General features: G+C 72.1%; 14 protein-coding genes and 1 pseudogene. 2 read left to right on the top strand and 13 right to left on the bottom strand.

Translation table 11 applies throughout. The features are described 5' to 3' along the window. The 3 genes and pseudogenes from RBXJA2T_RS06260 to tsaB form a co-directional block, all read right to left on the bottom strand. A pseudogene (locus RBXJA2T_RS06260) lies at window positions 1-185 on the bottom strand (uracil-DNA glycosylase); the annotation flags it as partial. Beyond that, window positions 175-621 (bottom strand): ribosomal protein S18-alanine N-acetyltransferase, encoded by a 447-nt coding sequence (gene rimI, locus RBXJA2T_RS06255; protein WP_029718604.1) that lies wholly within the window; start codon window positions 619-621, stop codon window positions 175-177. The gene rimI and the pseudogene RBXJA2T_RS06260, both read right to left, overlap by 11 nt. Window positions 622-641: 20 nt before the next feature. Continuing rightward, on the bottom strand, window positions 642-1,427 hold the full coding sequence (gene tsaB / locus RBXJA2T_RS06250; protein ID WP_009856488.1) for a tRNA (adenosine(37)-N6)-threonylcarbamoyltransferase complex dimerization subunit type 1 TsaB: 786 nt from the start codon (window positions 1,425-1,427) through the stop codon (window positions 642-644). Window positions 1,428-1,458: 31 nt separating this feature from the next. Between tsaB and dacB the strand changes: the two genes are divergently transcribed. Both dacB and RBXJA2T_RS06240 read left to right on the top strand, forming a co-directional pair. Further along, window positions 1,459-2,880: a D-alanyl-D-alanine carboxypeptidase/D-alanyl-D-alanine endopeptidase gene (gene dacB / locus RBXJA2T_RS06245; RefSeq protein ID WP_009856487.1), complete on the top strand. Its 1,422-nt coding sequence runs from the start codon at window positions 1,459-1,461 to the stop codon at window positions 2,878-2,880. Then, window positions 2,877-3,167 carry a SemiSWEET transporter gene (locus RBXJA2T_RS06240; RefSeq protein ID WP_037290234.1) on the top strand — a complete coding sequence of 97 codons (291 nt, stop codon included), beginning with the start codon at window positions 2,877-2,879 and terminating at the stop codon, window positions 3,165-3,167. The genes dacB and RBXJA2T_RS06240 overlap by 4 nt, the downstream gene beginning before the upstream one ends. A 71-nt stretch (window positions 3,168-3,238) precedes the next feature. Here the strand turns inward: RBXJA2T_RS06240 and RBXJA2T_RS06235 are convergent, their stop codons facing one another. The 10 genes from RBXJA2T_RS06235 to pyk form a co-directional block, all read right to left on the bottom strand. Beyond that, window positions 3,239-3,886, bottom strand: coding sequence for an OmpW/AlkL family protein (locus RBXJA2T_RS06235; RefSeq protein WP_009856485.1), 648 nt, complete (start codon window positions 3,884-3,886; stop codon window positions 3,239-3,241). Between the two features lie 34 nt (window positions 3,887-3,920). Beyond that, on the bottom strand, window positions 3,921-5,081 hold the full coding sequence (locus RBXJA2T_RS06230; RefSeq protein ID WP_029718602.1) for an SGNH/GDSL hydrolase family protein: 1,161 nt from the start codon (window positions 5,079-5,081) through the stop codon (window positions 3,921-3,923). Window positions 5,082-5,217: 136 nt separating this feature from the next. Beyond that, window positions 5,218-6,183 carry an SGNH/GDSL hydrolase family protein gene (locus RBXJA2T_RS06225; protein ID WP_009856483.1) on the bottom strand — a complete coding sequence of 322 codons (966 nt, stop codon included), beginning with the start codon at window positions 6,181-6,183 and terminating at the stop codon, window positions 5,218-5,220. A 35-nt stretch (window positions 6,184-6,218) separates the two neighbouring features. Further along, a complete protein-coding gene (locus RBXJA2T_RS06220) occupies window positions 6,219-7,190 on the bottom strand; it encodes an L-threonylcarbamoyladenylate synthase (protein ID WP_009856482.1) in 972 nt (323 codons plus the stop codon). 8 nt (window positions 7,191-7,198) lie between these two features. After that, the gene (locus RBXJA2T_RS06215) at window positions 7,199-8,359 is read right to left on the bottom strand and encodes a 5-(carboxyamino)imidazole ribonucleotide synthase (RefSeq protein WP_009856481.1); all 1,161 of its coding nucleotides are present in this window, start codon (window positions 8,357-8,359) and stop codon (window positions 7,199-7,201) included. Then, window positions 8,356-8,868: a 5-(carboxyamino)imidazole ribonucleotide mutase gene (gene purE, locus RBXJA2T_RS06210; protein WP_009856480.1), complete on the bottom strand. Its 513-nt coding sequence runs from the start codon at window positions 8,866-8,868 to the stop codon at window positions 8,356-8,358. Before purE ends, RBXJA2T_RS06215 begins: the two co-directional genes overlap by 4 nt. A gap of 78 nt (window positions 8,869-8,946) precedes the next feature. After that, window positions 8,947-10,050: a hypothetical protein gene (locus RBXJA2T_RS06205; RefSeq protein WP_009856479.1), complete on the bottom strand. Its 1,104-nt coding sequence runs from the start codon at window positions 10,048-10,050 to the stop codon at window positions 8,947-8,949. Window positions 10,051-10,054: 4 nt separating this feature from the next. Further along, window positions 10,055-10,957, bottom strand: coding sequence for a phosphoribosylaminoimidazolesuccinocarboxamide synthase (locus RBXJA2T_RS06200; protein ID WP_009856478.1), 903 nt, complete (start codon window positions 10,955-10,957; stop codon window positions 10,055-10,057). 115 nt (window positions 10,958-11,072) lie between these two features. Further along, a complete protein-coding gene (gene fba / locus RBXJA2T_RS06195; RefSeq protein ID WP_009856477.1) occupies window positions 11,073-12,137 on the bottom strand; it encodes a class II fructose-bisphosphate aldolase in 1,065 nt (354 codons plus the stop codon). Window positions 12,138-12,476: 339 nt separating this feature from the next. Further along, window positions 12,477-13,904 carry a pyruvate kinase gene (gene pyk, locus RBXJA2T_RS06185; RefSeq protein ID WP_009856475.1) on the bottom strand — a complete coding sequence of 476 codons (1,428 nt, stop codon included), beginning with the start codon at window positions 13,902-13,904 and terminating at the stop codon, window positions 12,477-12,479. Between the last annotated feature and the right edge of the window lie 44 nt (window positions 13,905-13,948).

Below are 13,948 nucleotides of genomic sequence, written 5' to 3'. Positions count from 1 at the left end.
GGAGGCACCGCCGGGCGCGGCTCGGAACGCAGCGCCACGCCCGCCACCGGCACCGCCTCGACCACGGGTGCCGGCGCCTCGGCCGCCGCGGCTTCTGCCGGCGGGGCCGAGGCGTCGAGGACCGGCGGCTGCCACAGCCGCAGGCCCATCGCCCGCAGCATCGCGGCCTGGCGTTCAGACCACATCGCCGGCCTCCTGCGGCACGCGCCGGTTCATCACGATCGCGTCTTCACGCCCCTGCGCCGCCGGGTAGTAGCCGCGCCGGCGCCCGACCGGCGCGAAACCGCGGCGCAGATAGACCGAGATCGCGCGCTCGTTGCCGGCGCGCACCTCGAGCCAGACGACGGGCAGCGCCAGCACGCGGCAGCGTGCGTCGAGCTCGTCGAGCAGCCGCCGGCCCAGCCCGCGGCGCTGCAGCGCCGGCGCGACGGTGACGTTGAGCAGGTGCATCTCGTCGACGCCGACCATCGCGACGTAGTAGCCGGCGAGCACGCCGTCGGCCTCCAGCACCCAGGCTTCGTAACCAGCGGCCAGCGAGTCGACGAAGTTGCCGCGGGTCCACGGGAACTCGTAGGCCCGGGCCTCGACGGCCAGGACCGCGTCGAGGTCGGACAAGCTCATCGCGCGCAGCGTCGCGGCACTCAACGCGAAGCCTCCGCGGCGTCCTTCGCGGCGCGCACGGCCTCGCGTTCACGCGTCGTCAGCGCGACCTTGTCGCGCAGGTACAGCGGCAGCGCCAGCGCCGCGTCGACACCCTCGCCGGCCGCCCAGGCGGCGCGCGCCAGGCGCAGCAGCGCCGCGGGACGGTCGTGCTCGGCGGCGACCACGGCGCGCCCGGGCGCCAGGCCCAGGCGCTCGCCGAAGGCGGCGATCGCGCTGCCGGCCACCACGCCGCCACTGCCGGCGGCCATCGCGGCGAATGCCTCCAGCGTGTACAGCGCCGGCGCGACGAGCTCGTGCCAGCGGCCGTCGGCCCAGCGCCAGCGTTCGGCGTAGACCTCGTCCATGCGCGCGTCCATCGCGACGTCGACCTCGAACTCGGCCGCCTCGGGGGCAAGCTGCACACGCGCGTCCTCGGCAACGATCAGCAGGCTGTCGACCGGCAGCACCGGACAGCCGATGCCGAACGCCAGGCCCTGGGCGACGGCGCAGCTGGTGCGCAGGCCGGTGAAGGCGCCGGGGCCGCGGCCGAAGGCGATGGCGTCGACCTCGGCCAGCACCAGCCCGGCGCGCGCGAGCAGCGCCTGCACGGTGGGCAGCAGCGCCGCGGACGCCTGCGCGCCGCCGGCTTCGTCGGCGGTCCAGGCGCCGTGCGGCGCGGCGAGCGCGACGGCCATGCGTTCGGTGGAGGTGTCGAAGGCGAGCAGACGCGCCGTCTCGGGGCTCGCCGCGGCCACGCTGCCGGGCGGGAGGGACGGATCGGGCATCGGGCGAGTTTAGCCGTGCGATCATCGCCGGATGACCCTGCCGCGTGCCCTCGCCTGCCTCGCGCTCGCGGTCGCCGCGCTGGCCGCGCGGGCGCAGGCGCTGCCCGCCGAGGCACGTGCGGCGCTCGAGCGCGCCGGCGTGCCGGCCTCGGCGCTGGCCGTCGTCGTGCGCGAGCTGCCGGCCGGCCCGACGCGCCTGGCCTGGCAGCCCGAGCTGCCGCTGAACCCGGCCTCGGTGACCAAGCTGGTGACGACGCTGGCGGCGCTGGAACGCCTGGGCACCGGCTGGACCTGGACCACGCCGGTCTGGCTGCAGGGCGAGATCCGCGACGGCGTGCTCGACGGCTCGCTCGTCCTCCAGGGCCGCGGCGACCCGCAGCTCAGCGCCGACCGGCTGCGCGCCGCGCTGCGCCGCGTGCGCCAGATGGGCGTGCTGGAGATCCGCGGCGACATCGTGCTCGACGGCTCGGCCTTCGTCGCCCCCGAGGCGGCGCCTGGCGACTTCGACGGCGACGCCACCCGGCCGTACAACGTGCAGCCGGCGGCGCTGCTGGCGAGCTTTCGCACCGTCGGCTACACCTTCGTGCCCGACCCGGGCGCCGGCGTCGCGCGCGTCATCGCCGACCCGCCGCTGGCCCGCACCCCGGTGCAGGCCACGGTGCCGCTGTCGGCCGCCCCGTGCAGCGACTGGCGCACGGCGCTGGGCGCGAGCTTCGGCCCGGCGGTGCGCTTTGCCGGCCGCTACCCGGCGGCCTGCGGCGAGTTGGCCTGGTACGTCGCCGACCCCGACCCGGCGAGCTACGACGCGCGGCTGCTGGAAGCGCTGTGGGCCGAGGCCGGCGGACGCCTGGCCGGCCGTGCACGCGCCGGCAGCGCACCACGCGACACCGCGCCGAGCTTCGAGCTGCGCTCGCCGCCGCTGGCCGACCTGCTGCGCGACATGAACAAGCTCAGCCAGAACACGATGGCCGAGCAGATCACGCGCACGCTGGCGCTGCAGCGCCGCCCCGACCTGCCGGCCGACGCCGCCGGCGCACGCAGCGCCCTCGCCGAATGGCTGGACCAGGCGCTCGGCCCGCTGCCGCCGGGCACCGTCATCGACAACGGCTCGGGGCTGTCGCGCACGACCCGGCTCAGCGCCGGACTGCTGGCGCGGCTGCTGGAGCGCGGCTACGCCAGCCCGGCGATGCCGGAGTTCGTCGCCTCGCTGCCGGTGGCCGGCATCGACGGCACGATGCGCCGCGCCAAGGCGCTGACGCCGGGCCGCGCGCACCTGAAGACCGGCTCGCTGCGCGACGTCGCGGCGCTGGCCGGCTACGTGCTCGCCGACAGCGGCCGGCGCTACGCCTTCGTCGCGCTGCTGCAGCACCCCAACGCCGCTGCCGCACGCCCGGCCTTCGAGGCCCTGCTGCAATGGACCGCACGCGACGCCGGCGCGGCCGCCGCACCATGACGCTGGCCGACGCCATCGGCTACCTCGCCGCCACGCTGACCACCGCGGCCTTCGTGCCGCAGGCGCTGCTGACACTGCGCACACGCGACGTCAGCGGCATCTCGCTGGGCATGTACGGCGTGTTCACGACCGGCGTGGCGCTGTGGCTGGCCTACGGCATCGCGCTCGGCGAGTGGCCGATCATCGTCGCCAACGCCGCGACGCTGGCGCTGGCGGCGACGATCCTGACGCTCAAGATCACGATCGAGCGCCGGCAGCGCCGCACACGCCGCGACGGCGGCGCCTGAAACGACACGAGGCCCGCGGGCGCTGCCGGCGGGCCTCGTGCAGCAGGGGCGCGGCGCGCCCCGCCGGGCGATCAGAAGCTGTAGCTGACGCCGCCGGTGAAGACCACCGGGCGGTAGTTCACCGTGGTCTTGATGACCGCGGCGCCTTCGCCGACCAGCTCGCTCTTGACCTTGATGACCGCGACGCTGGCGAACACGCCCCAGTCCTGGTCGAGCTTGTAGGAGAAGCCGGCTTCGGCCGCCGGACCCCACGAGTCTTCCATGTGGATCTTCCAGCCGTAGGGCGACTTGCGCTTGGCGAAGTGGGTGTAGTTGATGCCCAGGCCGACGTACGGGCGGAACTTGTCCGCCGGCGCGCCGAAGTGGTAGTTGAACAGCAGCGTCGGCGCCACCGAGCGCGCCTCGACCACCTTGCCGAGGTAGTCCACCGAGCCGTCGGCGTAACCCTCGATCTTCGGCGGGATGCCGAGCACGAGTTCGACGCCGATGTTCGGCGACACCATGCGCTCGTAGATGAAGACCGCCGTCGTCGCGTCGGTCGTGTTGGCGTCGGCGCCGGGCGGCACGCCCAGGCCGGTCACGCCGTTGGTCTGGGAATGCGTGTCGTAGCGCGTGATGCCGGCCTTGAGGACGTTGAGCTTGTAGTCCTGGGCCTGGGCCAGGCCCGCGGCACCGGCCGCGAGCGCCAGCACCGCCAGCGCGCGAATCGTCTTGTTCATGTCGTGATTCCTTGTCGTGGCGTTCGCGTCGTCGTCAGTCGTCCGCGGCGATCCAGCCAAACGATCTCAGCTGGGCCAGGACCTGGCGGGCGTAGTACGCGTGGCCCCCGGTGCTCGGGTGCACGCCGTCGGCGAAGAACCACGTGGACGGATCGGCCCCGTCGACGAGGCCGTTGAACGGGAAGCCGGGCGTCGCGTTGCAGAACAGCGAGGAGCCGTCTTTGATGGCCTCGCCAGTGAAGTCGAAGATCTTCTGGACGCTGCAGGCCGGCGTCGTGATGTTCCAGCTGCCGGGGTTGGCGTAGACCGAGGCGCCGATGGCGGCCATGTCGAGGATCTGCACCGGCTGGCCGTCGAGACCGGCCTTGAGCCAGAAGTTGAAGGTCTCGGTGATGGTCTTCAGCACGCCCTGGATGCTCGCCGGGTAGGCCTGGAACCTGGGCGTCAGCGCCGAGTTCGGCAGGTTGCCGATCGCGACGTACTTGCCGCCGTTGGCGAGGATCTTGGTCTTCACGTAGCCGGCCAGCTCGAGCGCGGCTTCCTTCACGCCCTCCTGCGCGGCGCTCTGCGCGTCGTACATCAGCTTGTTGCCGCGCTCGGCGCTGATCTCGCCGGCGATGACCTGCGCCTGGATCGCCTGCACCGTCGTGGCGAAGGTGTTCAGCTGCACGAAGGCGTCGTTGTTGCCGGCCCAGATCAGGATCAGGTCGGTGTCCTTGAACGTGTGGCCGAAACGCTCGCTGGCGAGGTAGTTGTCGATCTGCGTGACAACGGGGACGGTCAGCGCGCCGCCGTCGCGGCCGATGCCGACCGGGTTGGTGACACGCGAGCCGCCCTGGGCGAAGCCGGTGCAGGTGTTGTTCGCGGCCGGGCAGTCGGTGCTCGGCAGGCCGGCGAAGCCGGTCATCGCCGGCGTGACCGCCAGCCCCAGCGCGTCGGCGACATGCTCGACCCAGATGTAGCCGTCGGTGCCGGCCAGGTTGGTCGTGAACTTGCCGCCCAGCGGGCCGGTCTTCGGCGCATAGGTGCCGACGTCGCTCAGGCTGTCGCCGAACGAGACGACCGCGGTGAACGAACCGAGCGTCGTCGGTGCGCCGGAAGGGCCGTCACTGGCCGGATCGGGATTGCCGCCGCCGCATGCCGCCAGCAATGCCGCGCTGACGGCGGCCGCGAGCACGCCTCTGCGCATCTTCATCATGTCTGCCCCGCTTTCCTGATGTATTCGAACGCCCGTCACGAACGTTCGTTCTATTTTGGCGAGGCGACTATAAGCGGGCTCGGGCCGACTCTGCGAAGAGGAAACCCGGGCAGCGGCCTGCGGCCGCGACGGCTCAGAACGGGTTGTTCTCGGCGCGATCGATCGCCATGCGGCCGATTTCGTAGTGGCCACGCGGCCCCAGGTGCCAGGCATCGGCCCACAGGTGGGAGCTGCTGGTGGCCCCTTCGACCAGCGTCTGACTGTTGCAATCCGGCAACTCGGCGGTCGTCAGGCAGGCCGCATCCTTCACGTTGCTCAGGTTGAAGCTGCCCGGCGACTTCTTCATCACCTGGATCCGGGTGTCGGCCTGGACCAGGCCGATGTAGCGGCCGTCGATCAGGATGTTGGTGCCCAGCGAGATGTTGAAGGACTGCACGAGCGCGGAGATGAAGGCCGCGCGGTCGACGTCGGTGTTGGCGGCCTTCTCGGCCAGCGCGTAGGGCGACAGGCCCATGTCGGGCAGGTTCGACAGGATGACCTTGCCGCCCAGGTCGACGATCTTGTTGACCTGGCGCGCCAGGGCCTTGCCGCGGGCGGCCGCGTCGTCCTTCAGGTCGGACATGCTGCGCGTCGGATAGGCCCGGTACAGGTCGAGGATGTCGTTGGCGCCGACCATCACCGCCACCAGATCCTTGTCGCGGAAGCCGCCGTCGCCCACCTGGGCGTCGATCTGCGCCTGCAGGTCGGCGACACGCGCGTTCTCGGTGGCGCGGAAGAAGGCCTTGACGTTGCCGTTCTCGGGGTCGCACTGCTCGAAGACGAAACCGTAGTTGCCCGCCAGGCGCTGCACCCAGATCGGGTTGCCGGTGCACGAGAAGGTCTCGACCGAGGTCGTGCTGTCGACGGTGACGCTGTTGATGCTCCAGCGCTTGCCGCCGGAGGTCAGCAGGCTGTTCTCGTCGCCGAAGACGATCACCCGGCCCGGGTCGAAGGCGTCGTACTGCGAGGTGCCGCCGCCACAGGCCACGAGCGCTGCCGCGATGGCGACGCCACCGATCACGCGACGCAGGAGGCGGCCGCGATTCAGGAAGAGGGACATGAGGACTCCGAAACGGAAGCGGCTAGGTGCTGGGGTCAGGCGGCGGCGCGCGTCAGACGGTCGCGCACGCCGTCCCACTCGGGACCCGCCGGCGGCTGCTCGACCCAGACGAGCGACGCGCCACCGGCATCGAAGCCGCGCAGGGCCGCGAACAGTTCGTGCGCGGCGGCTGCGGGATCGGCCGGCATCGGCCGGTGCTGCACGCTGGAACCCGGCGGCGGAACGACGCGGGAATATACCGCGACGCCCGCTGGCACCGGTTTCCGCAGGACGGCCATCAGTGACGCCGTGTCCAGCAGCCGGATCCGGGCCGCCGGCGCGTAATGCGACTCGAGCGTGCCCGACGCGCGCGGCGAATCGGCACCGGCCGCGGCCAGCGGCGCGCCGATCACGGCCTCGATCTCGCGCCGGTCGAGCGCGCCCGGACGCAGCAGCGCCGGACGTTCGCCCGAGCAGTCGACGATCGCCGACTCGATGCCGACCTCGCAGGCCCCGCCGTCGACGATCAGCAGACCGTCGCCGAACTCGCCGACCACGTGCGCGGCGGTCGTCGGACTGACGCGGCCGAAGCGGTTGGCACTCGGCGCCGCGACGCCGGGCACGCCCAGGCGCGCGGCCTCACGCAGCAGCGCCAGGGCCACCGGATGCGAAGGCAGACGCAGCCCGATCGTGTCCTGGCCGCCGGCGGCGGCCTCGCCGCGGCCTTCGCGGCGGCGCAGGATCAGCGTCAGCGGCCCGGGCCAGAAGCGCGCCATCAGCGCCTGGGCCACCGGCCCCGGCGGCTCGGCGAACTCGGTGACCGCGGCCGCGTCGGCGACGTGCACGATCAGCGGGTGGTCGTCCGGGCGGCCCTTGACCGCGAACACCGCGGCGGTGGCGACGTCGCGGTCGGCGCGGGCCCCCAGGCCGTAGACGGTCTCGGTCGGGAAGGCGACCAGACCGCCGTCGCGCAAGCGTTCGGCGGCGCTGGTGATCGAAGCGGGCTTGGTTCCGTCGAGGATCGGCATCGTCGTCCTCAGAAGGCCGGCAGGCCCAGGCACTCGCAGACCCGGAGCGCCGTCGCGCGGGCGCTCTCGGCGTCGGCGGCGGTGACGGTCAGGTGGCCCATCTTGCGGCCACGGCGCGCGTCGGTCTTGCCGTACAGGTGCAGCGCGACGCCGGGCAGCGCCAGCACGCCGGCCCAGTCGGGCGTGCGCGGCTCGGCCGTGCCATCGGGGAACCACAGGTCGCCGAGCAGGTTCAGCATCACCGCCGCCGAATGCAGGCGCGGTGCGGCCAGCGGCAGCCCGGCCAGCGTGCGCAGCTGCAGCTCGAACTGCGAGACGTCGCAGGCGTCCAGGCTGTAGTGGCCGGAGTTGTGCGGCCGCGGCGCCATCTCGTTGGCGACCAGGCTGCCGTCGGCGAGCACGAAGAACTCGACGCAGAGAACGCCGACGTAGTCCATCGACGCGGCCAGCCGGCCGGCGCAGTCGACGGCCTGGGCGGCGAGTTCGGGCGACACGCCCGGCGCCGGCACCTGGGTGACGGCGAGGATGCCGTCGCGGTGCAGGTTCTGCTGCACCGGCAGATGCACCAGCGCGCCGTCGCGCCCGCGCGCGACGATGACGCTGAGCTCCAGCGCCAGCGGCAGGCGCTTCTCGAGCACGCAGGCGGCGCGGCCCAGGCGCTGCCAGGCGGCGGCCAATTCCTCGGTCGTCGCGACCGAGGCCTGGCCCTTGCCGTCGTAACCCAGGCGCGCGGTCTTCAGGATGCCGGGCAGCAGCGCGGCGGCGGCGGCGAGGTCGGCCTCATGCTCGATCGTCGCGAACGGCGCGCAGGGCACGCCGGAGCGCTGGAAGTGGCGCTTCTCGGCGGCGCGGTCCTGGCAGATCTCGACCGCGGCGGCAGCCGGCGCGACCGGCACCCGTTCGGCCAGCGTGCGCAGCGAATCGGCCGGCACGTTCTCGAACTCGGTCGTCACCGCGTCGCAGGCCGAGGCCAGCTCGGCGAGGCCCGCAGCGTCGGTGTAGGCCGCGGCGACGTGCCGATGGGCGACGAGCCCGGCCGGGCTGGTGGCGTCGGGCTCGAGCACGACGGTGCGGTAGCCCATCGTCTGCGCGGCGTGCACGAACATGCGGCCGAGCTGGCCGCCGCCCATCACGCCGAGCGCGGCACCGGGGAGCAGCGGCGCGTTCACTTGAGATCGGCCGTCATCGCGCGCGCGACTTCGGTCTGGCGGACGCGGAAGGCGGCGAGCTTGGCGTGCAGCGCCTCGTCGTCGGCGGCCAGCATCGCCACGGCGAACAGCGCCGCATTGGCCGCGCCGGCAGCGCCGATCGCGAAGGTCGCCACCGGGATGCCCTTGGGCATCTGGACGATCGAGTACAGCGAGTCCACACCCTGCAGGTGGCGGCTGGCCACCGGCACGCCGAGCACCGGCACCGTGGTCTTGGCCGCGACCATGCCCGGCAGGTGCGCGGCGCCGCCGGCGCCGGCGATGATCGCGCGCAGGCCGCGCTCGCGCGCCGTCTCGGCGAACGCGAACATCTCGTCGGGCATGCGGTGCGCCGACAGCACGCGCGCCTCGTAGGGCACGTCGAACTCCTGCAGCAGCTCGGCCGCGCCGCGCAGCGTCTCCCAGTCGCTGGAGGAGCCGAGCACGATGGCCACGCGCGGCAGGCGCGCCGGGGTGTCGAGGGAACTCAAGAGAACGATTCCTTGCAGATCAGGGGTGGATGGCGCAAACCGCCATCCTCGCACGAACCGGCGGTGCCCCCGCCGGCGTCAGGCCGCCAGGCGCGAAGGATGCAGCCCAGCGAGCCCGGCCTTGAGGCGGCCGATCTCGGAATCGTACCGTCCCTGGACATCGGCCAGGACGCTGGCCCAGGCCTCGGCGCGCTCCGGGTGGCCCAGCGCCCGGGACAGGCGCGCATGCTGCAGCAGGAACAGCAGCTGGTCCTCGAGCGCGAGGCCCGCGTGCAGCGCCGGATCGAGCCGGTCCAGCGCCTGCCGGGCATCGCCGTCGCGGCCAACGTCCAGCAGGCACGCGGCGCGTTCGATCTCGAGCATCAGCCGGTCGGCATGGAAACCGAAGCGGGTGTCCTGCTGCCGCAGAAGCTCGTCGTAGATCACGAGCGCGCGAGCGGGCTCGCCGCCGAGCAGGGCCACGCGCGCACGGCAGGCATCCTTCAGCTGCATCAGCGAACGCTGATGCGCGCCGAGGCAGTAGGCGTAGGCCGACTCGACGCCGATGCCGGCCATCTGCAGCTCGTCGGCATCGAGCCGCCCGCGCAGCGCGTCCAGCCGCAGCGTGACCAGCGACATCGCCGGGCGGTTGTAGACCAGCGCGCCGATCGTCGCGTCGTCGCCCAGCGTGATCGCCTCGCGGCGGGCCCTCTCGTACCAGGGGCGTGCGGCCTGAGGCTGGCCGGCGAACTGGTGCGCGCTGCCGATCAGCACGCAGACCCGGCTGCTCGCCTCGAGGCAGGCGCCGGGGCGGTCGAAGCAGGGCTCGAAAGCCTTCAGCATCGCGTCGAAGTCGCCGCGCACGAACTGCATGTGCCCCAGCCACGCGGCGGTGAGGCGGATCAGGTCGTCGTGGCGCCAGGCGAGCGCGACGGTGTGGGCGCGCAGGATGCGGTCGGTGGCCAGCGGATCCATGTTGTCGAAGAACAGGATCAGCCCTTCGAGCAGCATGATGCGCACGGCGATGCGGCTGGCGCGGCCGTCGCCGTGCTCGCGCCGCAGTTGCGCTGCGACGAGCTGCGCGGCGGCGATGTCGCCGACCCGCGCCAAGTAGCAGCCGCGTTCGGCGGCCAGTTCGGCGCGCCGAAGCGGATCGCGGCAGCCGGCAAGCTCGTGGTCCAGACGGGCGAGCAGCCGGCTCATGGCGTCACGCGGGCGCGGTGAGGCGCTCGCAGGCGAGCGCGTAGCGCGCGGTGCTGGCCGCGGCCACCTCGGCCGGCAGGCGCGGCGCCGGGGCGCGCTTGTTCCAGGGCTGGCCGTCGACGGTGGCCGTCTCCAGCCAGTCGCGCACCGGCTGCTTGTCGTAGCTCGGCGGGTTCTCGCCCTCGACCCAGCCCGAGGCCTCCCAGAAGCGAGAGGAGTCGGGCGTCAGCACCTCGTCCATCAGCGTCAGCGTGCCGCGCTCGTCGAGGCCGAACTCGAACTTGGTGTCGGCGATGATGATGCCGCGCGTCAGCGCGTGCGCCGCGGCCGCCTCGTACAGGCGGATCGAGACTTCGCGCACCTGGGCGGCGAGTTCGGCGCCGATCATCTGCTCCATGCGCTCGAACGGGATGTTCTCGTCGTGGTCGCCAACGGCGGCCTTGGTGGCCGGCGTGAAGATCGGTGCGGGCAGGCGGCTGGCGTTCTTCAGCCCCGGCGGCAGCGCGACGCCGCAGACGGTGCCGCTCTGTTGGTACTCCTTCCAGCCGGAGCCGGCGAGATAGCCGCGCACGACGGCCTCGACCGGCAGGCCCTTCAGGCGCTTGACGAGCATCGAGCGGCCGCGCACCTGGGCCACCTCGTCGGCGGCGACGACCGAGCACGGATCCTCGCCGGTCAGGTGATGGGGCACGATCGAGCCGAGCTTGTCGAACCAGAACAGCGCCATGCGCGTCAGCAGCTCGCCCTTGCCCGGGATCGGGTCATCGAGCACGACATCGAAGGCCGAGAGACGGTCGCTGGCGACCATCAGGATGCGGTCTTCGCCCACTGCGTAGTTGTCACGCACCTTGCCGCGCGCCAGCAGCGGCAGAGAGTGGAGATCCGACTGGTACAGGGCTGTGCTCATGCGCTCTCGCGGGGCGACCCGCGCTCAAAGTGTGGGGCTGAAAATGCACGAGGGGGCCTCGGTCGCGGCCCCCTCTTCGTCTCGGCGACGGACGCTGCCGCCGCCACGAAAATCATCAGTTGACGAGCTGCGCCAGCGTGCCCGCGGCGTACTTGCGGGCCATCTCGGCCATCGGCACCGGCTGGATCTTCGCGCCCTGGCCTTCGCAGCCGAACTCGAGGTAACGCTGCTTGCAGATCTGCTTGGCGGCCTCGCGCGCCGGCTTCAGCCACTCGCGGGCGTCGAACTTCGACGGATTCTCGGCCATGAACTTGCGCGCCGCGGCCGTCATCGCCAGGCGGATGTCGGTGTCGATGTTGATCTTGCGCACGCCGTGCTTGATGGCTTCCTGGATCTCCTCGACCGGCACGCCGTAGGTCTCCTTCATCTCGCCGCCGTACTGGTTGATCAGCGCCAGCAGGTCCTGCGGCACCGACGACGAGCCATGCATCACGAGGTGGGTGTTCGGGATGCGCAGGTGGATCTCCTTGACGCGCGAGATCGCCAGGATGTCGCCGGTGGGCTTGCGCGAGAACTTGTAGGCGCCGTGGCTGGTGCCGATGGCGATCGCCAGCGCGTCGAGCTGGGTCTGCTTGACGAAGTCGGCGGCCTGCTCGGGGTCGGTCAGCAGCGCCGAGTGGTCGAGCTTGCCGACGGCGCCGATGCCGTCCTCCTCGCCCGCCTCGCCGGTCTCCAGCGAGCCCAGGCAGCCGAGTTCACCTTCGACGGTGACGCCGACCTCGTGCGCCATCGCGACGACCTTGCGCGTCACGTCGACGTTGTACTCGTAGCTCGACGGCGTCTTGCCGTCTTCCATCAGCGAGCCGTCCATCATCACCGAGCCGAAGCCCAGGTCGATGGCGCCGCGGCAGATCGCCGGGCTCTGGCCGTGGTCCTGGTGCATGACCAGCGGCACGGTCGGGAAGGCTTCGACGGCGGCCTGGATCAGGTGCTTGATGAAGGCCTCGCCAGCGTACTTGCGGGCCCCGGCGCTGGCCTGCAGGATGGCCGGCGCGCCGACTTCCTTGGCCGCTTCCATCACGGCCTGCACCTGCTCGAGGTTGTTGACGTTGAAGGCCGGGATCCCGTAGCCGTTTTCGGCGGCGTGGTCCAGCAGCTGACGCATCGAGACGAGTGGCATGGTGGTCTTCCCGCGGAGTGAATAGAGGGCGTCCGGCCACGCGACGCGCGCCGGACATGCGAAAGATTCTAGCCACTGCCCCCCGCGGCACCCCCGGTACGACCAGGCCGCAGGCGGGTATGCGCGCGCCGCGTCAGGCGACGCGGCAGACCTTGAGCAGGCCCATCGGGGTCAGGTCCATGGCCCATCGGGCGGCCCATAGGGGTCAGGTCTCGGGAGACCTGACCCCGGACTTCGCGCGGGAGACCTGACCCCAGACTTCCCCGGCCTTCGCGGGAGACCTGACCCCGGCCTTCGGTGGCATGCCGGTGGCCCGGCGTCGCCTCGACGCTGCCCCGGTCAGCCGACGCGGCAGACCTTGAGCATGTTCGTGCCGCCGGGGTGGCCCATCGGCTCGCCGCAGGTGATCGCGTAGGTGTCACCCGGGCGCAGCACGCCGCGCTGCACGAGGACGCGCTCGGCTGCGGCCAGCGCCTCGTCACGGTCGGTGAACTTGGGCACCAGCAGCGGCGTGACGTTGCGGTACAGCGTCATGCGGCGCTGCGGCGCCGACGAAGACGTCAGGCCGTAGATCGGCACCTTGATGTGGTGGCGGCTCATCCACAGCGCCGTCGAGCCCGACTCGGTCAATGCCAGGATCGCGCGGCAGCCCAAGTGGTGGGCGGTGAACAGCGCGCCCATCGCGATCGACTGGTCGATGCGGCCGAATCGCTTGTTGGCGAAGTCGGTCTCGAGGCGGAAGTCGTCGGCGGCCTCGGCCTCGAGCGCGATCGCGGCCATCTGCTGGATGGTCTCGACCGGGTAGCGGCCGGCGGCGGTCTCGGCGCTGAGCATCACCGCGTCGGTGCCGTCGAGCACGGCGTTGGCGACGTCGCTGACCTCGGCGCGTGTCGGCACCGCGTTGACGATCATCGACTCCATCATCTGCGTGGCGGTGATCGCGATCTTGTCGGCCTCGCGCGCCATGCGGATCATGCGTTTCTGCAGCGCCGGCACCGCGGCGTTGCCGACCTCGACCGCGAGGTCGCCACGCGCGACCATGATGCCGTCGGAGGCCCTCAGGATCTGCTCGAGCACGGGGATGGCCTCGCTGCGCTCGATCTTGGCGATCAGCCCCGGCTTGTGGCGCCAGGGTTCGCCGGCGACGTTGCACAGCTGGCGCGCCATCTCCATGTCGGTGGCGCTCTTCGGGAAGCTGACGGCGACGTAGTCGGCCTGGAAGCTCATCGCGGTGCGGATGTCCTCCATGTCCTTGGCCGTCAGCGCCGGTGCGGTGAGCCCGCCGCCGGCCTTGTTGATGCCCTTGTTGTTGGACAGCTCGCCGCCGACGACGACGCGGGTGACGACGCGGTCGCCGACCACCTGCTCGACCGACAGCTTGATCAGCCCGTCGTTGAGCAGCAGCGTGTCGCCGGGGCGCACGTCGCGGGGCAGGTCCTTGTAGTCCAGGCCGACGCATTCGACGTCGCCGGGCTCGCTGCGCGAGGCGTCGAGCACGAAGCGCGCGCCGTTCTGCAGCTCGACCTTGCCTTCGGCGAACTTGCCGACGCGGATCTTCGGGCCCTGCAGGTCGGCCATGATGGCGACCTCCTTGCCCGCCGCGGCGGCGACCTGGCGCACGAGGTTGGCGCGGTCGATGTGGTCCTGCGCCTTGCCGTGCGAGAAGTTCATGCGCACGACGTCGACGCCGGAACGGATCATCGCCTCCAGCACCTCCGGCGAAGAGGAGGCGGGGCCGAGGGTGGCGACGATCTTCGTGGCACGCATGGCGGCTCTTTTCTCGAAACGCTGGAAACCCAGCGCCTGCAATT

It is taken from the genome of Rubrivivax benzoatilyticus JA2 = ATCC BAA-35, assembly GCF_000190375.1.
Lineage (GTDB): Bacteria > Pseudomonadota > Gammaproteobacteria > Burkholderiales > Burkholderiaceae_C > Rubrivivax > Rubrivivax benzoatilyticus.
Note: the sequence above shows the minus strand (reverse complement) of the source record. Positions and strands in the feature narration are given on the sequence as shown.